This window comes from Alcanivorax quisquiliarum (assembly GCF_023051175.1).
Lineage (GTDB): Bacteria > Pseudomonadota > Gammaproteobacteria > Pseudomonadales > Alcanivoracaceae > Isoalcanivorax > Isoalcanivorax quisquiliarum.
Map to the genome: position 1 here is coordinate 375,328 of NZ_JALKII010000002.1, position 22,126 is coordinate 397,453.

Sequence of the window (22,126 nt, forward strand, 5' to 3'; positions counted from 1 at the left end):
ACCGCCCCGGCATCGGGGCGGTTCTTGCTCAGCCGGCCTGGTGGCCCGGCCGGAGCTTTTCCGCTAGCAGGCTGGCGTTGCGTGCGGTGACGGCATAGATGCTCAGCTGGGGGTTGGCACCGATGCTGGTGGGGAACACCGAGGCGTCGAATAGGTAGAGATTGTCCAGATGACGATAGCGACCATCGCTGTGCGCCACGGCGACCTTCTCGTCGCTGCCCATGGCGCAGCCACCCATCACGTGCGCGCAACCGAAAGGCACATAGTGCGGCGCGAATGTGTATTGATTGATGGCGTCGCGGGCCTCCGCCCAGCTGCCCTGCATACGGGCATCCGAGTGTCGTGCGCGCACCTGCCGGGCGCCGGCCGCAAACAGCATCTCCACCTGGCTGAGCAGGCTGTGGCGGGCGCCTTCCAGCAGGTAGTCGCTGATGGGGTAGTCCACCACCGGGGTGCCATCGGCACGCAGCTCCACGGTGCCGCCCGGATTGGCATCGTTGAAGCCATCGCGCATCAGTGCCAGGCTGACGGCCAGGTTCGGCATGGCCGCCATTTCTTCGTGCAGGCGGTCACCAAACGTATCCAGCAGTGCGGAAGTGATACCGGGGTGGACGGGCAGTGCTTCCAGCTTGTAGCCCACTTTGCCGGTGACGCCGTCGCGCCAGACGAATTCGTCGGAATACAGTGATTGTGGCGCGCCATAGTAGCCGGCCACTTCGTCCTCAAAGATGCCGAAGGCGCACGAGACGACATGCAGCGTGGTGCGCTGGCCGACGCGCTGGTGCGGGTCGGGCACTTTCGAGCGCAGCAACAGGCCGGGCGTGTTGATGCCGCCACCGGCTACGATCACGGTGGGTGCGTGCACGGTGACGCGCCGGCCGGTGGGCTGGCGGTCGGTGCCCATTGCCTGACAGTTTACCGCCGTCACGCGGGTGCCGTCGTGCGCAAGGGTGACGGCTTCGGTGCTGTGTAGCAGCGTGGCGCCGGCTTTCATCGCCTCCGGCAGGGTGGTGACCAGCATGGACATTTTCGCGTTCGTGGGGCAGCCGGTGCCGCAGTAGCCGATGTTCCAGCAGCCGTTCACGTTGCGCGGAATAGCATCCCAGTGCCAGCCCAGCTTTTCCGCGCCGCGTCGGATCACGTCGTTGTTGGCATTCGGCGGCATCAGCCAGCGTTCGACGTTGAGCCGCTTTTCCATGCGCTCGAACCACGGCGCCATCTGCTCGGGCGACATGCCTTCTACGCCGTGCGCCTGCTGCCAGTGGGTGAGTGTCTGATCCGGTGTGCGGAAGCTGGAGGTCCAGTTGACCACGGTGGTGCCGCCCACGGCGCGGCCTTGCAGGATGGAGATGCCGGCATCCTTGGTGGTGCGGGTGCCGCCTTCCTGATACAGATCGCGGTAGGCTTCGGCCTCGTCCATATTGAAGGCATCGCTGCTTTTGAGGCGCCCGGCTTCGATCAGGATCACTTTCAGGCCGGCCTGGGTGAGAATTTCAGCGCTGACACCGCCACCGGCGCCGGTGCCGACGATGACCACATCGCCTTCCAGTGTCAGATCCTGCTCCAGCGCGGCGCCGTCGATGATGTGCCAGCCGTCACGGGCGCCAAGCTGCCAGGGATCAGGGATGCCCTGAATCGTCAGTTGAGAAAGGTCCTGCTTCATGCCGTCACCACTTTCTTCGGCGTGCCCGGATAGCCGGTATGGCGCACGCCTTCTTCTGTGAGATACCAGCCCCACACCAGCGGCTGGCAGATCGCCCGCAAGGCCAGCCGCGACAGACCGATGCCGCGTTCCGACCAGTTACGCACGGTATCGCGTAGCTGTTCGGGTGTTTGCTTGTCAAAGGCGCGCCAGCTGCTGGTGAGAAACCAGCGCATGGGGGCCAAGTGCAGGCCATCGAGCAATTTATACAGTTCGGCGCGGGCGCCGGGCACGGCGCTGTCGAGCAGCAGATCCATCTGCCGCAGCGCGTGATCGACGTTTGCCGGCGTCGGTTCGAAGGCGCCGGCAAGCAACCAGGGAGCAAGCGGCCGCAGCAGCGTCAGGTCGCTGTCGCGCAAATGCCGGAAACCGCTGGCGGGCTGGCTCTCCCGGGCACAGCCTGTCAGGGTGGACAAGGTGGCACCGGAGGCCACCACGGCGCCGCCGATCAGGCCAAAACGGATGAAGTCGCGCCGGCTGATGCCGGCGCTGGGGGAGTCGATTGTTGTCATTATCGGTGATCCGCTGGTTACCGGAGCAGGAATTTGTAAATGAAGCGATGCATGCCGCGGCCAAACGGCGGCAGGATATTGCGCGTCGGATTGATGCGCCCCTTGCGAAACACCGCCTTTGCCTTGCTGAACGTCAGGAACCCTTCATGACCGTGGTAATGGCCCATGCCGGAGTCGCCCACGCCGCCGAACGGCAAGTCGTCGATGCCGACGTGGCTCATGGTGTCGTTCAGGCACACGCCGCCGGAGTGGGTGCGCGTCAGCACCTGGTTGGCGCGCTCGGTGTTCCAGTCGAAATAATATAGTGCCAGCGGGCGCGGGCCGGCGTTGATGGTGTGAATGGCGTCATCCAGATTGCGATAGGGCTGCACGATCATCAGCGGGCCGAAGATTTCCTCCTGGGTAATCTTCATGTCGCTGGAGCTATCGAGTATCAGCGTGAACGGAATCTTGCGACTATTCTGGAAATCTTCGTTGGCGGGGTTGATTTCCACCAGGCGGCCGCCTTTCTCCAGCACGTCCTGCAAGTAGCCGCGCAGGCGCTGGTGCTGGCGCTCATTGATGACGCTGGTGAGATCGGGGTTGTCGAGCATGGTCGGGTACATGCTGGACACCTGCTGGCGGAACGCCTCGACGAAGTCGTCGATCTTGTCGGCAGGGCAGAGTACATAATCCGGTGCTACGCAGGTTTGCCCGGCGTTGAAGCACTTGCCGAAGGCAATGCGTTCGGCGGCATCCTTGATGGGGAAATCATCACTGATCAGCGCCGGGCTCTTGCCGCCCAGTTCCAGCGTCACCGGCGTCAGGTTCTCGGCCGCAGCGCGCATGATGTGCCGGCCGACCGAGGTGGAGCCGGTGAACAGCAGGTGATCAAACGGCAGTTTGGAAAACGCCGCGCCCATTTCCATCTCGCCATTGATCACGGTGACGTGATCCTCGGCAAAGGTCTTGGCAATCAGCTGCGCCAGCAGCTCACCGATATGCGGGGTGAATTCGCTCATCTTGATCATCACCCGGTTACCCGCAGCCAGTGCGGCGATCAGCGGGCCGAGTGCAAGATACAGCGGGTAGTTCCACGGCACGATCACGCCCACGACGCCCAGTGGCTGATAAAGTACGGAGGCCGAGCCGGGAAAGCCCATGGTGCCGACGCCGCGCTTTTGCGGCTTCATCCATTTGCGCAGGCGCTTGCGATAATACTTGATGCCTTCCAGGCTGGTGAGAATTTCGGCCAGCTTGGTTTCATCTTCCGAGCGATGTCCGAAATCCGCCTTCAATGCGGCGGTGATGGCGTCGATGTTGTCGAGCAGTAGCGGCTTGAGCCGATCCAGGTGCTCGATGCGCTCGTCCGCTGTGGGATAAGGCTGCTTGAAAAATGCCGCACGCTGAGCGTCGAACAGGGCGCGCAGTTGGCTGACATCTTCCTGATGGGTGTGCAATGACTTCACTTCGGCGACCATGATGACTCTCCCAGTGGGCCCGATGTGTGCCGCTCATGCAGCGGGCAGCGGGTTTTGTTGTGATATCTACACGGTGTATCAGGTTGTCATCGATTCTTAGAGTAATTACTCTAGCTGTCAATCACCCCCTTTTGCCGGCAGTGTTTTGACCCGAAATGACCAGCACGCGCGAACGCATTCTTGATACCAGCCTCTCTCTGTTCAACCTGCACGGCGAGCGCAATGTGACCACCAATCACATTGCCGAAGCGCTTGGCATCAGCCCCGGCAATCTCTATTACCACTTCCGCAACAAAACCGAGATCGTGTTCGAGCTGTTCGGACGTTACGAGCAGATTGTGGCGGGCTTTCTGGCGGTGCCGGATGGCCGGCCGCTGACCTGGGAAGACAAGATCGGCTATTTCGAGGCGATCTTGCAGAGCATGTGGGGAGCGCGTTTTCTGCACCGTGATCTTGGCCATCTGCTGAACCAGGATGTGCGCCTGCGCGAGCGCTATAGCCTGTTTGTGCGCCAGAATCTGGATCGCGGGTTGTTGGTGTATCAGGGCTTGCGCGGCGCCGGGCTGGTGGAGGTGGATGACGAATCCATGCGGGCGCTGCTGGTGAATACCTGGGTGCTGGCGGTGTCATGGGCGAGCTTTGTGCAAAGCCTGGTGCCGCCGGCGCAGCAAAGCGAGGCGCTGGATCGCACACTGGTGCAGCAGGGGATTTATCAGATCGTGTGTCTGGAGGCGCCTTATTTGCGCGGCGAAGCGGCCACGCGCCTTGAGGAGATCAAGGCGCGTTACCGCTCGGGCAGTGGTGATACGCTGGATTTGCTGTTCGCACCGGCGAACTGAGGCGGCTGGCTGGTGCGCCGGGGCGCGTTACGCTTGCCCGCAGCCCGCACCGGCAAGTTGGACCAGCACCAGCAACCCGCAGGCACTCAGACGCGCTCTACCGCCAGTGCCACACCTTGGCCGCCGCCGATGCACAGCGTTGCCAGGCCACGTTGCGCTGCGCGTTTTTGCATCGCGTACAGCAGTGTCACCAGCACACGGCAGCCGCTGGCGCCGATGGGGTGGCCCAGCGCGATGGCGCCGCCGTTCACGTTCACTTTTTCTGCCTGCCAGCCGAGTTGCTGCCCGACGCTGAGCGCTTGCACCGCGAACGCTTCGTTGGCTTCGATCAGATCCAGTGAATCCAGCGCCCAGCCGGCGCGCTTCAGGCAGCGCTGGGTGGCGCTGACCGGGCCGATGCCCATGATGGCCGGATCAACACCCGAGCTGGCATAGCTGCTGATGCGCGCCAGCACCGGCAAGCCGAGGCGTTGCGCCAGCGCGGCGCTGGTGACCACCACGGCGGCGGCGCCGTCGTTGAGGCTGGAGGCGTTGCCGGCGGTGACGCTGCCATCGCGAGCGAAGGCCGGGCGCAGGCCGGCCAGGCTTTCGGCGGTAACGTCGTCGCGGGGCTGTTCATCAGTGGCGACCACCGTTTCGCCTTTGCGGTTGCGCACGGTTACGGGCGTGATTTCATCACGAAAAGCCCCGGCCTGAATGGCAGCGACGGCGCGGCGATGCGATTCTGCCGCAAAAGCATCCTGAGCCTCGCGGCTGATGCCGAAACGCTCGGCAAGATTCTCCGCCGTGACGCCCATGTGGTAATCGTTGAATGCGTCCCACAGGCCATCGCGGATCATGCTGTCGATCACGTCACCGTGGCCCATGCGCAGGCCGGTGCGTGCTTTGGGCAGCACATAGGGCGCCTGGCTCATGCTTTCCATGCCGCCGGCAATAATGACGTCGGCATCGCCGGCGCGGATGGCCTGGGCGGCCAGCTGCACGGCCTTGAGGCCGGAGCCGCAGACTTTGTTCAGCGTCAGGGCCGGCACATCCACCGGCAGGCCGGCCTGAATGGCGGCTTGCCGGGCCGGGTTTTGCCCGGCGCCGGCGGTGAGCACCTGGCCCATGATCACTTCATCTACCGACAGCTCGGGCAGGGTGGCCAGCAGGCTGCGGATCACGCCGGCGCCCAGCTCGACAGCGCTGACACTGGCCAGCGCGCCCTGAAAACGGCCGATCGGCGTGCGCGTGGCAGCAACGATCACGGCTTCATGCATGGTGATGCTCCTTCATAGAGGCACTTTCATAACAGTCATTTTGGGTTAAAGGCGCTTCATAAAGCGGCACTTCTGATTGGCGCCGCTCTCAGTGAGGCACTTTTAACAACGTGTTTCTCATGATGCGCGTTTCATGATGCACTTTGAACAAGGCACTTTCACAGAAGTGCCCTGTCAAAAAAGCCGTGCGTCAGGCAAATGACATTTCCGGCACGTGATCGGGAATCACCAGCTTGCCGGCTGTTTTCTCGGCAATCTCTTCCACCGTCACGCCTGGCGCCCGCTCCTTGAGATGGAAAGCGCCGTCGATGATTTCCAGATACGCCAGATCGGTCAGCACACGGCGAATGCAGCCAGCGCCAGTGAGCGGCAGCGTGCATTCCGGTAGCAGTTTCGATTGGCCGTCCTTGGAGCAGTGGGTCATGGTGACGATGATATTTTCCGCACCGGCCACCAGATCCATGGAGCCGCCCATACCCTTGATGAGCTTGCCGGGCACCATCCATGAGGCGATGTTGCCTTGCACATCCACCTCGAAGGCGCCGAGCACGGTCAGGTCGATATGGCCGCCGCGAATCATCGCGAAGGATTCCGCCGAGGAGAAAATCGACGCGCCCGGCACCGCCGTAACGGTTTGTTTGCCGGCGTTGATCATGTCTGCATCCAGCTCGTCTTCGGTGGGGAAGCGCCCCATGCCGAGCAGGCCATTCTCCGATTGCAGCATCACCTGCATGCCGTCGGGAATGTAGTTGGCCACCAGTGTCGGGATGCCGATGCCCAGGTTGACGTAAAAACCATCCTGCAATTCGAGCGCGACGCGGCGCGCCATTTGTTCGCGTGTCAGTGCCATGGAAGCACCTCCTGAAAAATTTGGGGGCTGCGGCTCAGGCCGACAGAGTGCGCTGCTCAATGCGTTTCTCGAAGGTGCCGCACAGCAGCCGATCCACATAAATGCCGGGTGTGTGAATCTGGCTGGGGGGCAGCTCGCCGGGCGCCACGATTTCTTCCACTTCCACCACAGTGATGCGGCCAGCGGTGGCGGCCAGCGGGTTGAAGTTTTGCGCCGTGTGGCGATAGATCACGTTGCCGTACCAGTCGGCCTTCCAGCCTTTGACGATGGCAAAATCGCCGCGAATAGCGTGCTCCAGCACATAATCACGCCCGTCGATCACACGGGTTTCCTTGCCTTCGGCAATCGGTGTGCCGTAGCCGGTGGCGGTGTAGAACGCCGGAATGCCGGCGCCACCAGCGCGCATCTTTTCTGCCAGCGTGCCCTGGGGGGTAAGCTCCACCTCCAGTTCGCCATCGAGCATTTGCCGCTCGAACATCGCGTTTTCACCGACATAAGAGGCGATGATCTTGCGAATCTGGCGATCTTCCAGCAGCACGCCCAGCCCGAAGCCGTCTACGCCGCAGTTGTTGGAGACCACTGTCAGATCGCGTGTGCCCCGATCACGGATCGCCTGAATCAGGTTTTCGGGGATGCCGCACAGGCCGAAACCGCCTGCGATCACTGTCATGCCGTCTTCCAGGCCGTCCAGCGCCTCCTCCAGGGAGGCCACTCGTTTATCGAATCCCGCCACTGTTGTTGCCTCGCGTTGTTGTTGGGAGTGGCTGCCATGGCAGCTGAAAAGCCAGTGTTGCGGCGGAAGATTCATTTGTTAAGTTTGTTTTTGTGGGTGATTATGCAGAAAAACCAATCAATGAGGCGGATATGACGGTCAGGCAGCTGCGGGCGTTTCTGGCGGTGGCGCAGACACTGAGCTTTGCGCAGGCGTGCGAGCGCCTGCATTTGTCGCAATCGGCACTGAGCCTGGCGATCAAATCGCTGGAGGAGCGCCTGGGCGGGCGGCTGTTCACCCGCACCACGCGCAGCGTGCGGCTGACGCCGGAGGGCGAGGCGCTGTTGCCGCTGGCGCGGCGCCTGCTGGCGGATTGGGCCGATGCCGAGCGCGCCTTGCAACGGCGCTTCGCCGTGCAGCAGGGCGAGGTGTCGCTGGCGGCGATGCCGTCCTTCGCCGGCAACCTGCTGCCGCCTGTGCTGCGCCGATTCCGGGAGCAGCACCCGAACATTCGTATCCGCGTGCACGATGTGATCAACGAGCGGGTGATCGATATGGTGCAGGCGCGGCGGGTGGAGATCGGCATTGCCTTCGAGCCGGCGGAGTCGGTACCGCTGCTGTTCACGCCGCTTTACCGGGATCGGTTTGTGGCGGTGGTGCCGGCGGACGATGCGTTGGCGGAAACCGACGCCACCGATTGGGCGGCGTTGTTGCAGCGGCCGTTCATTGCCTTGCAGGCGCCCTCGGCCGTGCGTGCCATGCTGGAGGCCCGGCTGGCGGAGCATGGCCGCACCCTGCCGGTGGAGATCGAGAGCCATCAGCTGGCGACCGTGGGCCGCATGGTGGCCTGCGGGCTGGGTGTCAGTGCGGTGCCAGCGCTGTGTGCCCGGCAGATGCATGAGCTGGGTGCGCGCTGTATTGCCCTGCGCGAGCCGATTATCGAACGCAATGTGGGGCTGCTCACCGGTAACGATGAGCGCTCCAGCGCGGTGAATGCTTTTTGTGCGACCTTGCAGGCGGCGGTGGGCGAATTCGATCTGCCGGTATGAGCGGCACGGCGGAAAGCGCAATCAGCCGTCGCGCTGGGCGGCAAGATAGGTGTGCAAGGTGTCACTGAAAGACGGCTTGATGACCTCGGCGACGTTGTAGCGGCACCACGGCGTTTTATGGTGGCTGTCCACATAAAAGAACGCGCCGGGCGCGATCATCATGTCATGGGCCAGCAGCTCCCGTGCGAGTGCCAGACTATCCGGTGAGCCGGGAAAGCGCGCCCACAGGTACAGCCCTTCCCGTGGTGTGCCGAACACTTCTGCGCCCAGCGCGTGCAGGGTTTTCACTGCCTGCTCCGTAGCCTCGCCGGCCTGCTCTTGCAGCCGCTGCACATGGCGCAGGAAATTGCCCTCGCGCAAGATCACTTCCACCGCTCGCTCGCTGTATTCGGAATTGCTCACATGCAGCAGCATCTTCAGATCAGCGAGGCTGTCTGCCAGCGGTGGATCGCAGGCCAGAAACCCGATTCGCAGCGAAGCGGAAATGGATTTTGAAAAGCTGCCGATATAAATCGTGCGCCGCAACTGATCCAGAGCCGAGAGCTTGATAGCCGAGCTGGATTTGAAATCAGCCAGCGCGTCGTTTTCGATAATCAGCATGTCATGTTCGCGAGCCAGCGCCAGAATGCGCTCGGCTTTTTCTGCCGAAAGATCCGTGCCGGTCGGGTTGTGGCCGCAGGACTGGGTGAAGAAAAACCGCGCCTTGTGCTTGCGCAGGGCCTGTTCCAGCGCCTCCAGATCCGGCCCGTCGGCAAGCCTGGGGATGCCGATGACATCGGCACCGTAAAGGCGCAGCTTGCCGAATAGTGGGTAGTAACCGGGCTCGTCCACCAGCACCGGCTCGCCGGGGATCACCTGATGACGAATCACCAGATCAAGTGCCTCGTTGGCGCCATGGGTGGTGACGATCTGCTTCATGGTCGAGGCAATGCCGTAACCGGCCAGGCGCCGCACCAGTTGTTCGCGCAACGGCTCGTATCCGTAGCGTGTGCCGTAGCGAAACAGGGTGGTCACGCCGGTGCGCACCACCTGCCGGTGGAATTTGTCCAGCCGCATGTCCATTAGCCAATCTTTTGGCGGAAAGCCATCTCCTGGGTGCTGGTGCTTGGGATCTTTGATGAGCTGCTGGCGCATCAGCCAGATGGTATCCATGGCGCGATTGATCGAGAGCGCCTCATCTTCGTTGCGCCGCGCCTTGCCGCCGGTGACAAAAAAGCCTCGCCCGTGCTGCGGCTCGATATAGCCGGAGGCAGTCAGCATCTCGAATGCAGTGATGACGGTGTTCTTGGCGTAGCCATAAAGCTTGGCGTAGTTACGTATAGAGGGCAGCTTCTCGCCACGGGCCAATACGCCGGATTTGATTTGCTGGCTGATGTGACGCGCTATCTGTTCCGGTTTTGAAACTGCCATGCCGGGCTCCCGCTGTGAAGGTGGCTGCTGTGCTGGAAATTGCGTGAGCGCAAGCCGTGTGGCTCGAACTGTTCCGGTGAACTGTTCTGGGCAACTGTACCCTAAACTGTTCCCACGGCAGCCTACTCTACTCCCTGACAAATGATTTGTGCAAAGGCGATAAAAATGACAACAGCACCCCTTTCATCAGACAGCGTGGCCTCGGCCGGCATGATTGCGCCAGCGCGCCCGGCGTTCTCGTCGGACAGCGTCCGGCTGGTGGAAGTGGGGCCGCGTGATGGCCTGCAAAATGAAAAAAGCTATCCCGCCACGGATGTAAAAATCGAGCTGATTACCCGCTTGGCGGCAGCGGGCATGGCCACTATCGAAGCCGGCTCCTTTGTCTCGCCACGGCGCGTGCCGGCGATGGCAGACACCGGCGATGTGATGCGGCGCTTGCCGATCATGCCGGATGTCAGCTTGCCCGTTCTGGTGCCGAACATGCGCGGGTTGGAGCAGGCGATGCTGGCGGGCTGCCGGGAAATTGCCGTGTTTCTTTCTGCGTCGGAAGGATTTTCGCAGCGCAATATCCAGTGCAGCATCCAGGAAAGCCGCGCACGGTACATCGACGTCATTGATGCTGCGCTGGTGGCCGGGTTGCGTGTGCGCGGCTACATCTCCTGCGTGGTGCGCTGCCCTTACGATGGTGATGTGCCGATCGACAAGGTGGTGCAGGTGGCGCAGTGGCTGCTTGAGCGGGGGTGCTATGAGGTCAGCCTTGGCGACACGATAGGGGCGGGCACGCCTGCACACATCCGCGCCTTGCTGCAGGCGTGCGCGGCAACCATGCCGGTGACACAACTTGCAGGGCATTTCCACGATACGTATGGCATGGCCGTGGCCAATGTCGTCGCGGCGCTGGAAAGCGGTGTACGCGTGTTCGATACCTCGGTGGCGGGGCTCGGCGGCTGCCCTTATGCGAAAGGCGCAAGCGGCAACGTGGCCAGTGAAGACGTAGTGTATCTGTTGCGCGGCCTGGGTATGCAGACAGGCGTTGACCTGCCGGCACTGGTCGAGACGGGTGCGTTCATTTCCCAGGCGCTGGGCCGTGCCACCGCATCGGCGGTGGGGCGTGCACTGTCCTGAAAAAGATATCGAGATGAATATTGTTGCTGATGTTTTCGTATTTTTTGCCTGAACACCGGCCGCTTGATTTGCGGCACGCTATTCTCTTTTCGGCGCTTCCCAAGCGCCGTTTTTTTCTCCGCTCCCGCAAGGGGAGAGCGCCTTTTTTAGCCCCTCTCCCCTTGTGGGACAAGCGAAGCGCAGAACAGCCGTAGGCTGGCCCGGAGGGTGAGCGAAGCGAATAAGGGGTTGGGGAGAGGGGGAGATTGTGGCAGGAAAATTTATACCCGGTACTTGATCCCGAACAAAACTGACTAGCGCTCGGTTTTTTTGGGATGTGGAGTTTTTATGGAAATTTCTACTTGAGATAAGTGAAAGTAGTGCAACATGTAGCGGGTATCGTGACAGCTGCACATCCGTCGCCCCCTCTCCCCCAGCCCCTCTCCCACAAGGGGAGAGGGGGGCAAAAAAACAGTATTTTGGACAACCTAGCGGTGCTTTCGCGGATATCGGAAATGGCTCCACGGAAATCGGCGATGAAATTTTTTTGGCGGCGTAACCTTGCCGAGGCGGGCGCGAGGATTATTTACGGCATCATTCGGGTGAACAGGTTTACTCCGAAAATTATTTGCCGTTACACCTTGATGATGCAGTGTTACCTTCCTTCCCAAATAACGTTTTGCTGTACCCGATGACTGTTCCTTTCGTTCTGGTTTGTTTTCTTTATCTGCTGTTTATTTGATATTTATCAGTGAGTTATAAGAATAATTCAGAAAAACAGCCATTGGCGGTGTTGCCCCAAACTGTACCCAAAGGCTGATCCCGCTCCGCGTAGTGTGGAGGTTGTGAGTGCATCGGCATGCAATCAGCGCGAAGCCGGCAAGATATCAACAAGCATCAGTACGGAGGGGCCCAGTGGCCACAACAGATTCCCGAATTCCCAATTTTCGCGCCTTGCCCCCAGCGGAGCGTTTGGCCCGTTTGTGTGAGCGGGCAGGGCTGAGTGACGAAGATGCTGCCCTGCTGCAAGCCCCCTCGGCGCTGCCACTGGCGCTGGCGGATGGCATGATCGAAAACGTTGTCGGCAAGTTCGAACTGCCGATGGGTATTGCGGCCAATTTTACCGTCAATGGCCGCGACGTACTGATCCCGATGGTGGTGGAAGAGCCTTCGGTAGTGGCAGCGGCCTCTTTTATGGCGAAGCTGGCGCGTGAGACGGGCGGTTTTCGTACCTCCAGCACGGCGCCGATGATGCGGGCGCAAGTGCAGGTGTTGGGCGTGGCTGATCCGGACAATGCCCGGCTGACCCTGCTGCGCCATCGCGATGAAATTGTCGAGCTGGCCAATCGCAAGGATCAGATGCTCAATCGCGTGGGTGGCGGCTGCCGGGATATCGAAGTGCACCGGTTTGCCGACAGCGGCCGTGGCGCCATGCTGGTGTTGCATCTGCTGGTCGATGTGCGCGATGCCATGGGCGCCAATACCGTCAACACCATGGCCGAATCCGTCGCGCCGCTGATCGAGCGTTTGACCGGTGGCCATGTGCGGCTGCGCATTCTCTCCAACCTGGCCGATCTGCGGCTGGCGCGTGCGCAAGTGACGATTCGTGCCGCCTCGCTTGCCAGCGATGAATATCCCGGTGAAGAAGTGGTGGAGCGCATTGTCGATGCCTATACCCTGGCAGCGATTGATCCATACCGTGCAGCGACACACAACAAGGGCATCATGAACGGCATTGATCCGGTGGTGGTGGCAACGGGCAACGACTGGCGCGCGATCGAGGCCGGTGCCCATGTGTACGCCTGCCGGCACGGCCAATACACCTCCTTGAGCACCTGGGAAAAGAATCGTGACGGCGATCTGGTCGGCACGCTGGAGCTGCCGCTGGCGCTCGGGCTGGTGGGCGGCGCCACCAAGACACACCCGATGGCACGGCTGGCGCTGCGCATTCTGGATGTGGGTAACGCGCAGGAGCTGGCAGAGATCACCGCCGCTGTTGGCCTGGCCCAGAATCTTGGCGCGCTGCGAGCCTTGGCAACCGAGGGCATTCAGCGTGGCCATATGAGCCTGCATGCCCGCAATATTGCCATGTTGGCCGGCGCTCAGGGCGAGGAAGTGGATTGGGTCGTGAGCGTGATGGTGGAAGAGAAAGACGTGCGTACTGATCGCGCCGAAGCCCTGCTGAAAGAAAGGCGCGGCGAAAACTGAGTTTGTGGGAGCCTTGTTATGCAAAACCCTGACGCGAGTTCACCGGCCCGACGGCCGGGGCCACTCAGTGGCATCGTGGTGCTGGATGTCACCCGTGTGGTGGCCGGGCCTTATTGCACCATGCTGCTGGCGGATCTGGGTGCGCGAGTCATCAAGATCGAGAATCCGTCCGACCCGGATTATGTGCGCGACTTCCCGCCTTTTCGGGAAGTGGAGCAGGGCCGGCAGAGCGGTTTCTTTGCGCAGTACAACCGGCATAAGGAAGGCATCTCACTTGATCTGAAACAGCCCGCCGCCAAGGCGCTGTTCAAGCAGATGGCGGCCAAGGCGGATGTGGTAGTGGAAAACTTCCGCCCTGGCGTGATGGCGCGCCTCGGGCTGTCATACGAAGTGCTGCGCGAGGTGAATCCGCGCCTGGTTTATGCCGGCATCAGCGGCTTCGGCCAGCAAGGGCCGAACTCGTCGCTGCCGGCGTACGACAACAGCGCCCAGGCGGCGGGCGGCCTCTGGTCGATCAATGGCCCGGCGGGGGAGCCGACGCGGGTCGGCACCATCATCGGTGATCTGGCGGCCTCGTTGTATGCGGTGATCGGCATCCTCGCGGCGCTGCGCGAAGTCGAGCGCAGTGGCCAGGGCCAGCTGGTGGATATTTCCCAGCAGGATGCAGTGATGTCGCTGACGGAAAACGCAATCGTCAATTACACCTGTAGCGGTGTGGTGCCGGGACCGCTGGGTAACGACCATCCTTTTGTGCGGCCTTACGGGCGCTTCCCCTGCAAGGACGGTTACGTTTTCTTCGGCGGCTATACCGATAAATTCTGGCGCGAGGCGTGCAACACCTTCGGTGAGCCCGAGCTGTTGGAACACCCGGCGATGCAAACCATGGAGCAGCGTTTTGAAACCGATACCTATGAAACGCTGGTGAAGCCGGCGGTGGAGCGCTGGTTTGCCACGCGCACCAAGGCCGAGCTGGAAACCATGGCGGGTGATCGCTTTCCGTTGTCACCGATCAAGGATGTGGCCGAGGTGGTGGCCGATCCGCACATTCTGGCACGCGGCATGATGACGCAAACCTTGCTAGGTGGTGCCAGCTTCGATGTGTTCGGCTCGCCGATCAAGCTGTCGGAAACACCCGCACAAGTGGGTGGCGAGGCGCCGTTGCTGGGTCAGCATACCGATGACGTGCTCGGTGGTTGGCTGGGGCTGTCTGATGATGAGCTGACGCAATTGCGCGAAGGCGGTGTGATATGAGCTATATCCGCTATGAGGTGCAGGGCCGGATTGCGCTGGTGCATTTTGATCGCCCGGACAAGCTCAACGCGCTGACGCTGGCCATGTACGACGATCTGGGCGCCGCGTTCGAGCGCGCCCAGCAGGATGATGCAGTGCGGGTGATTGTGCTCACCGGTGCCGGCGAGCGTGCCTTTTGTGTCGGCGCCGATCTCACCGAATCGATCCCGGCGCTGGCCAGCGGGCGTTTCGATATTTCACAGTGGGATGGTGCACACCTGAAGACCGGCCGCATTACCAAGCCGGTCATCGCGGCCATCAACGGCCTGTGCATGGGCGGCGGCTTTGAAATCATGCTTGGCACCGATCTGCGCATTGCCTCCAGCGAAGCGGTGTTCGCGCTGCCGGAGCCGGGTATTGGCGTGGTGCCTGCCGGCGGCACCCTGGTGCGGCTGGCGCGGCAGATTCCTTACGCGCAGGCGATGGAGCTGCTGCTGACAGCGGATCGTTTCAGTGCCGCTCGGCTGCTGGAATTCGGCGTACTGAACCAGGTGCTGCCGGCGGACGAAGTGCTGCCGGCCGCGATGGCGCAAGCAGAAAAAATTGCCGCGCTGAGCCCCACTGCCGTGCAGCTCATCAAGCGCGCTGTGCTGGAGCTGGGTGATCTCGGCCTGGCGGATGCGTTTGCTCGCGAAGCCGTGCTCGGCCAGGAGGCCTTTACCAGCGCCGATGCGCAGGCCGGGCTTGAGGCATTCAGCCAGCGCCGGCAAGCAACGTATGACTGATGCGGTGGCGCCAGGCTGCCCGCCAAAGAGTGCATGAGGATAACAATGAGTAACAACACCGTGCTTTCCCGATTTTCAAAAATGCAGTGGTTATCACTGACGCAGGAAAAGATCGTATTCCTGTTAGCCGTGGTGCTGTTTGTGACTTTCAGCCTGACACTGAACGGCTTTGCCTCCGTCGATAACCTGCTCGGCCTACTTTACAACGTCTCCGTGCTGGGCGTGCTTGGCCTGGCTATGGCACTGGTGGTTATCGGGCGTGGTATCGATCTGTCGCTGATTGCCACCATGGCGATTTCGGTGGCCTGGTCGCTGACCTTGATCCGTGGCGGCCTGAGTGTGGAGATGGCGCTGCTATACGGCATGTTGCTGGCGGTGGGCATCGGCGTGCTCAACGGCTGGCTGATCGCCTACGCGGAAATCCCGGCGCTGTTTTGTACCCTGGCCATGGGCACGCTGGTGTACGGCTTCGGCCGTATCGCGCTGATCCCCGCCGATGTGATTTACATGCCGGCTGATCCGGGCTGGTTTGGTGCGCTGGGCCAGGGCGAAGTGTTCGGCATACCGGCACCGGTAATCGTGTTCGTGCTGTTTGCGCTGGCGGCCACGCTGGTGCTGCGCTACACCCGCTTCGGTCGCTACACCTATTACATGGGCGATAACTATCACGCGGCGCGCATTACCGGCGTGCCCACGCGCCCCATGCTGGTGACGCAATATGGTGTGGTGGCGCTGATCGGATTTGTTGCCGGGCTGGTGACGGCGGCATCGGTTGATTCGATGAACACCCGCATCGTCAACTCCACCATGATCTACGACGTGATTCTTGTGGTCGTGCTGGGCGGCATCGGGCTCAGCGGTGGCAAGGGCGGGGTACGAAACGTGGTGGTTGGCACCATGCTGATCGGCATTCTGCTCAACGGCATGACCATCATGAATATCGAGTACACGGTGCAGAACTTTATCAAGGGCGCCATTTTGCTGGCGGCGCTGATTTTCGACAGCCTCATCAACCCACGCGATGAACAGACCGCCCAGCAAGGCGATATCTGACGCATTCATACGCTAAACGTGTTCGGAGAAGAGATATGAAGAATAACACGACGATCCTCGCGGCTGCTTTTGCTACTGCTTTGGCGTGCACCGGTTTATCGGGTGCAGCGATGGCCGACGACAAGCCGCTGGCTGGCAAGACGCTGGCGTTTGTGCCGACTTCGCTGGGCTACGATCTCACTGATGGCTGGTACAACATGCTCAAGAAAGAGCTGGAGCCAGAGGGCCTGAATATTATCGTGCGCGATCCCAACTGGAGCACCGCCACCGGCGCCCAGGCACTGGTATCGCTGATCTCGCAAAAACCGGATCTGCTGATGGTGCAGAACCCGGACGTGCAGTCCTATGCGCGCTTGCTGCGCCGTGCGGAAGGCGAAGGCATACCGGTGCTCCAGATCAATATGCGCTCCAGTGTGGAAACGACTGCGTTTGTCGGTGCTGACTGGGTTGGCATCGGCCGCGCCATGGCGGAATCCGCCATCGAATCCTGTGGCGAAGGCAGCGGCCAGTCCGGCAAGGTCAGCCTGGTGCAAGGCCCGCTCACCTCTGCCTCGTCGGTCTATCAGATGGAAGGCATCAACGCTGCGCTTGAAGGCCGCGAGGACATCACCGTGGTATCGAGCCAGGCGGCAAACTGGGACCCGTCGCAAGCGCGCGCCATCACCGACACCGTGCTCAAGCAGCATAACGATCTGTGTGCCGTGATCGATTTCTGGGACGGCCAGGCGGTCGGCTCCGCAGCGGCCATCCGGCGCCAGCGTGGCGACAACAAAGTGCTGCTGATCACCAACGGCGGCACAGAGCAGACTGCGGCCTGCGACAACATTGCCAACGGCACGTTCGACAAATACATGACTTACAACGTGCGTGAACAATCCACCGATATCGCCGAGCTGGTGCGCAAGATCCTCACGGAAGATATCCGTCCGGGTGGCGAGCGCCTGGATCGTATGACGGCGGTAAACGTCATTGATGCTGACAACCTGACAGAAAACTCCTGCTGGAAGCTCAGTGATTACAAATAAATAACGGGCGAGCGCGTACACCGGTAGCGGTACAGGCCAGCCAGGTAGTGAGGAGAAGGACAAAATGTCGGTGCAAGAAACATTGACCCGGTGGCGGAACAAGTACATTCCGGATCATGTGGTGGGAGAAATCCTGTCCAAGAACTGGATTGACAACATGGTGCCGTTTCTGGCGCTGGTGGTAACGATAGTAGTGTTCGGGCAAGTCATTCCCGATTTCTACTCGTTATCCAGCATGAGCGACACCACACGCCAGCTCGGCGAGTTCATGTTCATTGTCATGGCAATGATGATTGTCATGGTAGGGGGCGGGATAGATCTGAGCGTGGGCTCCAATTATGCGCTTGGCAATTTTGTCGCGCTGTATCTGATGAACCTGGTTGGCCTGCCGGTGGGCGTGGCGATGCCATTGGTGGTCGTGGCCTGTGCTCTGGTGGGGCTGCTCAATGGTATTCTGATCGGCTATCTCGGCTTGCGCGCTTTCATCACCACGCTGGTGACACTGATTATCGTGCGCGCGCTGGTGGACATGCTGCTGCTTCAGTACGCCGTGGATATTTCCATGGCGATGCCGGAATCGATGATCTGGGAATATATCGGTATCGGTTCGCCGATGGGGATTCCGTTCAGCTTCCTGCTGGCGGTGGCGCTGGTGATCGTGGTGCACCTGTTCCTGAGCCGCACGCGGCCGGGTTGGCACATCATGGCCATCGGTGGCTCTCGCAAATCTGCTTATAACGTCGGCATTCCGGTGCGGCGCATGGTCTGCATCAGCTACGTGATCTCCGGCGCTCTGTGTGGTGTTGCCGGGGCGCTGTTTGCGGCACGCCTCAACAGCGCCGGCTCCGATACCGGCATCGGTTTGGAAATCATGGCGCTGACCGCCGCCGTGGTCGGCGGCAATAGCCTCGGCGGTGGCCGGGGTTCGGCCACCAAGGCGCTGATGGGTGCAGTGATCGTGCTGCTGATTACCAACGGCCTGGTGCGGCTCGGCTTTCAAAGCGGCGCGGCGCCGCTGGCGCTGGGCATCATCCTGCTGGCCGCCATCGCAATTGATGTGCGCTGGCTGAAAAACCGCTACAAGCTGCTGGCCAAGGTGTATGTGTCGCCGGCGTATCTGGCCCTGCCGCCGTGCCCGGCCACCGATCCCGGTGCGGATTCCCCTTACGCGCAAAACGACAAGCTGCGTGATGTGAGACTGATCGGCCTGGGTGAAGTGGAAGGCCCGGAGGACGTCATTTTCGATCGCGACGGGCACCTGTATACCGGCACGCGCTTTGGTGACATCGTGCGGTTCCGCGCACCGGATTACGACACGCCGGAAATCTTTGCCCATACCGGCGGGCACCCGCTGGGGCTGGCATTCGATCGCGAAGGCAATCTGCTGGTGTGCGTGGCGGGCATGGGGCTGTATCTGATCACGCCCGATGCCGAAATTCGCAAGATGACCGATGAAACCAACCGCACGCCCTGGTCGATCATTGATGATTCGCGCCTGAAGTTGGCCGATGACCTTGACGTGGCGCCGGACGGGCGCGTGTTTTTCAGTGAAGCAACGATTCGCTACGGCATGTCGAACTGGGCCTATGACGCACTGGAAAGCCGTGGCAACGGCCGCATCATCTGCTACGACCCGGCCACCAACCGCACGCGCACGGTACTGCGTAACCTGATTTTCCCGAACGGCATCTGCATGGCGCACGATGGCCAGTCGTTCTTCTTTGCCGAAACCTGGGCCTGCCGTATCAGCCGCTACTGGTTTGCGGGTGACAAGGCCGGCACGGTGGAAAACGTGATCGACAATCTGCCGGGCTATCCCGACAACATCAACCGCGCATCGGATGGCAGCTACTGGCTGGCGCTGGTGGGGATGCGCACGCCATCCATGGATCTGGCATTGAAGATGCCCGGTTTCCGGCGGCGCATGGCGCGGCGCATTTCACCGCAGGAGCTGATCTTTCCGAACATCAATACCGGCTGTGTGCTGAAGTTCGATGAAGCCGGCAAGGTGCTGGACACCCTGTGGGATCTCAGCGGCGAAAACCACCCGATGATCACCTCCATGCGTGAGCACAAGGGCTATCTGTATCTCGGCGGCCTGCTGAACAACCGGATCGGCAAATACAAGCTCGACGATGCCGATCCGGAATGGACAGGCGTGGCCAGTTATTGGGGAGGCGCAAAGTGACGGCGATGGTAACGAAATTCAGACGGTTCACGGATTGCCTGCTCGGGCGCGGTGAAGCCGCCGTGACGCTGCCGCCGATGGACGGCGCCTTGCGGCCGAACACTCTGCTTGAGCACGCCAGCGTACTGGCGCAAGTGCAGGCGCCGGACAATCTGGTGTGCCACGGCGGCGAGCTGTTGTGCAGCAGCGGTGCGCGCCTGTTGCGGCTGGATGCAGCGTCGGGTGCGTTGACGCCCTGGATCGAATTCGAGGCTGCTGTGACTGCCATGACATCGCTGCCGGATGGCGGCCTGGCCGTGGCGCTGGTCGATGGCCAGCTACTGCGTGTTGATGGTTCCCACAGCCGCGTCTTGACCGGGCTGGGCCGATATCGCGGCTTTTGTCCCACCGCGTTGCTGGCCGACGGCGAAACCGGCCTGATCGTGCTGGAAGGCTCCGCCGAGCACCGCTGCGATCAATGGCAGCGTGATCTGATGATGAAAGGCTGCTCTGGCAGTGTCTGGCGGCTTGATCTTGCCGGCGGCGAAAGTGCTTGCCTTGCCACCGGGTTGGCGTGGCCGGCCGGGGTGGCACAGGACATCGACGGCTCGCTGATCATCAGCGAGAGCTGGCGCCATCGGCTGCGCCGTATTGCAACTGGCGCTGGCGCGCCCCGAAGCAGCGATCTGCTCACCGATCTGCCGGGCTATCCGGGCCGCCTTGTGCCGGCCAAAGGTGGCGGATACTGGCTGGCGCTGTTTGCACCACGCAGCCAGCTGGTGGAATTCGTACTGCGGGAAAAAGAATACCGGCTGCGCATGATTGCCGATATCGATCAGCGTTTCTGGGTGGCGCCAGCGCTGGAAAGCGGCCGCGATTTCCGCGAGCCGTTGCAAGGCGGTGCGATCAAATCCATGGGCATTCTCAAGCCGTGGGCACCAACACGTTCCTATGGCCTGCTAGTGCGCCTGGACGGCGCCTGGCAGCCGCGCTTCAGCCTGCACAGCCGCGCTGATGGCACCCGCCATGGCGTCACCAGCGCACTGGAGCACGGCGAACAATTGCTGGTCGCCAGCAAAGGGGGCCACTGCATTCTTGGCCTGGCCAGCGATGTGACGGGAGAAGCCTGATGAAGCCGCTGATTGAGCTGCAAAATATCACCAAGGAATATCGCGGTGTGCCGGCGATCAAGGATGTCAGCCTGAGTATTTATCCCGGCGAAACATTGTCGCTGCTGGGTGAGAACGGCGCGGGCAAATCCACGCTGACCAAGATGATGGCCGGCGCGGTAGTGCCCACCGCCGGCAACCTGTTGATCGACGGCGAGCCAATGCGCTTCGAGACGCCGAACGAGGCGTTGCGGCATGGCTTTGCCATGGTCTTTCAGGAAACCAGTCTGGTGCCGTCGTTGACGGTGGCGCAGAACCTGTACCTTGGCCGCGAGCCGTTCTTCAACCGCCTGCGCGGGCTGTATATTTCCGCACAGCAGTTTTTGCAGACGCTGAACTTCAACGTCGAGCCGACCAAGCTGGTATCGCAGCTGGGCGCGGCAGAGCGGCAGATGGTGGAGATTGCCCGAGCGCTGCAACACAAAGCACGCCTGATCGTGTTTGACGAGCCCACAGCAACACTCACACCGGAGGAAAAACATCACTTCTTTGGCCTGGTGGAGCGGCTGAAAAAGCAAGGCGTAGCGATTGTCTTTATCTCGCACGCCTTGGAAGAAGCGCTGGCGATTTCCGATCGCATCACCGTGCTGCGAGATGGCGAGCATGTGCTCACCGCGCCGGCCGCCGAGCTGACGCAGGATGATGTGATCAAGGCGATGGTGGGCCGGGATCTGTCGCAAGAGCTGTACAGCGGCATTGGTGCACACCGCAAGCCGCGCCCGGCAGGCAAAAAGGTGCTGAGTATCCAGAATCTTTCCATGGGCTCGATGGTGAAGAACACCGCCTTTTCCCTCTACGAGGGACAGGTCACCGGCATGTTCGGGCTGGTCGGCTCCGGCCGCACGGAAGCCGCGAAGGTGGTGGCCGGTGTGCTGAAGCGGGATTTCCTGCACGGCGGCGAGGTGTTTCTCGATGGCGAGCCGGTGCGCTATCGCACCCCCCGGCCAGCGGTTCGTGACGGCATCATGTATGTCACCGAAGACCGCAAGCTGGAAGGTTTTTTTGAAACCTTGTCGATCTCGGAAAACATCTTTGCCGGCAAGCTCGCGTCTCGCGAAGCTGTGCCCAAGGTCATCACCTACAGCGAAGTGGCGGTGGTCGCCGAGCATTGGCGAAAAGCGCTCAATGTGCGGGCCATCAGCGGCGATGCGCGGGTGATCGAGCTTTCAGGCGGCAACCAGCAAAAGGTGGTGATCGCGAAAACGCTGGTGCAGAAACCACGGGTGATCATCTTTGATGAGCCGACACGCGGCGTGGATGTCGGTGCCATCGCGGAGATTCACCAGCTTATCAATCAGCTCGCGGATGATGGCCTGGTGGTGTGGGTCATTTCGTCCAACTTACCGGAAATTCTATCGCTCTCGGATCGCATTCTGGTCACACGTCAGGGCCGGGTGGTGGAAGAATTCCAGCCGGATACCGCTACCGAAGAAAAAATCATGTACGCCGCTGTGCACTAGCGCCGGGAAAGCGCTCTCTCGCAAATACATTGACGCGGGTCGCAGCACGACCCGCGAACGGGAGTGCTGTGCCTGAAGAAAGGTGTCTGGCCGCAGGCGGAAACAGTAACCAGGTTCCAATAAACGTCTAAC

The 22,126-nt window shown here is 61.3% G+C and carries 18 protein-coding genes; 11 read left to right on the forward strand and 7 right to left on the reverse strand.

The genetic code is table 11. The features are described from left to right. Nucleotides 1-28: 28 nt before the first annotated feature. From MU846_RS04695 to MU846_RS04705, 3 genes are read right to left on the reverse strand one after another with little or no spacing between them, the layout of a single operon-like run. The gene (locus MU846_RS04695) at nt 29-1,663 is read right to left on the reverse strand and encodes a GMC family oxidoreductase (RefSeq protein ID WP_246949014.1); all 1,635 of its coding nucleotides are present in this window, start codon (nt 1,661-1,663) and stop codon (nt 29-31) included. Then, the gene (locus MU846_RS04700) at nt 1,660-2,214 is read right to left on the reverse strand and encodes a Tat pathway signal protein (protein ID WP_246949016.1); all 555 of its coding nucleotides are present in this window, start codon (nt 2,212-2,214) and stop codon (nt 1,660-1,662) included. The genes MU846_RS04695 and MU846_RS04700 overlap by 4 nt, the downstream gene beginning before the upstream one ends. Before the next feature lie 17 nt (nt 2,215-2,231). After that, entirely contained in the window at nt 2,232-3,674 is a 1,443-nt protein-coding gene (locus tag MU846_RS04705) for a coniferyl aldehyde dehydrogenase (protein WP_246949021.1), read from the reverse strand. Nucleotides 3,675-3,829: 155 nt separating this feature from the next. Between MU846_RS04705 and MU846_RS04710 the strand changes: the two genes are divergently transcribed. Continuing rightward, nucleotides 3,830-4,513, forward strand: a complete 684-nt coding sequence (locus tag MU846_RS04710; protein ID WP_246949024.1) for a TetR/AcrR family transcriptional regulator — start codon at nt 3,830-3,832, stop codon at nt 4,511-4,513. An 86-nt stretch (nt 4,514-4,599) separates the two neighbouring features. On the opposite strand, the gene MU846_RS04715 is transcribed toward MU846_RS04710, so the two are convergent. From MU846_RS04715 to MU846_RS04725, 3 genes are all read right to left on the reverse strand, one after another. Continuing rightward, on the reverse strand, nt 4,600-5,772 hold the full coding sequence (locus tag MU846_RS04715) for an acetyl-CoA C-acetyltransferase (RefSeq protein WP_246949028.1): 1,173 nt from the start codon (nt 5,770-5,772) through the stop codon (nt 4,600-4,602). A gap of 190 nt (nt 5,773-5,962) precedes the next feature. Further along, a complete protein-coding gene (locus MU846_RS04720) occupies nt 5,963-6,622 on the reverse strand; it encodes a CoA transferase subunit B (RefSeq protein ID WP_246949035.1) in 660 nt (219 codons plus the stop codon). A 34-nt stretch (nt 6,623-6,656) separates the two neighbouring features. Further along, nucleotides 6,657-7,355 (reverse strand): CoA transferase subunit A, encoded by a 699-nt coding sequence (locus tag MU846_RS04725; protein WP_246949039.1) that lies wholly within the window; start codon nt 7,353-7,355, stop codon nt 6,657-6,659. A 131-nt stretch (nt 7,356-7,486) separates the two neighbouring features. On the opposite strand from MU846_RS04725, the gene MU846_RS04730 reads away from it, so the two are divergent. Beyond that, entirely contained in the window at nt 7,487-8,383 is an 897-nt protein-coding gene (locus MU846_RS04730; RefSeq protein WP_246949042.1) for a LysR family transcriptional regulator, read from the forward strand. Between the two features lie 21 nt (nt 8,384-8,404). Here the strand turns inward: MU846_RS04730 and MU846_RS04735 are convergent, their stop codons facing one another. Next, the gene (locus MU846_RS04735; RefSeq protein WP_246949045.1) at nt 8,405-9,793 is read right to left on the reverse strand and encodes an aminotransferase-like domain-containing protein; all 1,389 of its coding nucleotides are present in this window, start codon (nt 9,791-9,793) and stop codon (nt 8,405-8,407) included. 165 nt (nt 9,794-9,958) lie between these two features. On the opposite strand from MU846_RS04735, the gene MU846_RS04740 reads away from it, so the two are divergent. The 9 genes from MU846_RS04740 to MU846_RS04780 all read left to right on the forward strand — a co-directional run bounded on the left by MU846_RS04740 (nt 9,959) and on the right by MU846_RS04780 (nt 21,994). Further along, entirely contained in the window at nt 9,959-10,918 is a 960-nt protein-coding gene (locus MU846_RS04740; RefSeq protein WP_306799243.1) for a hydroxymethylglutaryl-CoA lyase, read from the forward strand. Nucleotides 10,919-11,812: 894 nt separating this feature from the next. Beyond that, nucleotides 11,813-13,105: a hydroxymethylglutaryl-CoA reductase, degradative gene (locus tag MU846_RS04745; RefSeq protein ID WP_246949048.1), complete on the forward strand. Its 1,293-nt coding sequence runs from the start codon at nt 11,813-11,815 to the stop codon at nt 13,103-13,105. Between the two features lie 18 nt (nt 13,106-13,123). After that, the gene (locus MU846_RS04750) at nt 13,124-14,356 is read left to right on the forward strand and encodes a CaiB/BaiF CoA transferase family protein (protein WP_246949051.1); all 1,233 of its coding nucleotides are present in this window, start codon (nt 13,124-13,126) and stop codon (nt 14,354-14,356) included. After that, nucleotides 14,353-15,120 (forward strand): enoyl-CoA hydratase/isomerase family protein, encoded by a 768-nt coding sequence (locus tag MU846_RS04755; protein ID WP_246949053.1) that lies wholly within the window; start codon nt 14,353-14,355, stop codon nt 15,118-15,120. Before MU846_RS04750 ends, MU846_RS04755 begins: the two co-directional genes overlap by 4 nt. 45 nt (nt 15,121-15,165) lie before the next feature. Beyond that, a complete protein-coding gene (locus MU846_RS04760) occupies nt 15,166-16,173 on the forward strand; it encodes an ABC transporter permease (RefSeq protein WP_246949057.1) in 1,008 nt (335 codons plus the stop codon). A gap of 110 nt (nt 16,174-16,283) precedes the next feature. Next, entirely contained in the window at nt 16,284-17,198 is a 915-nt protein-coding gene (locus MU846_RS04765; RefSeq protein WP_246949065.1) for a sugar ABC transporter substrate-binding protein, read from the forward strand. Nucleotides 17,199-17,262: 64 nt separating this feature from the next. After that, nucleotides 17,263-19,386, forward strand: a complete 2,124-nt coding sequence (locus MU846_RS04770) for an ABC transporter permease (RefSeq protein WP_246949068.1) — start codon at nt 17,263-17,265, stop codon at nt 19,384-19,386. 5 nt (nt 19,387-19,391) lie between these two features. Next, nucleotides 19,392-20,495 carry an SMP-30/gluconolactonase/LRE family protein gene (locus MU846_RS04775; protein WP_246949071.1) on the forward strand — a complete coding sequence of 368 codons (1,104 nt, stop codon included), beginning with the start codon at nt 19,392-19,394 and terminating at the stop codon, nt 20,493-20,495. After that, the gene (locus MU846_RS04780) at nt 20,495-21,994 is read left to right on the forward strand and encodes a sugar ABC transporter ATP-binding protein (RefSeq protein ID WP_246949074.1); all 1,500 of its coding nucleotides are present in this window, start codon (nt 20,495-20,497) and stop codon (nt 21,992-21,994) included. The genes MU846_RS04775 and MU846_RS04780 overlap by 1 nt, the downstream gene beginning before the upstream one ends. The last annotated feature ends 132 nt before the right edge of the window (nt 21,995-22,126 follow it).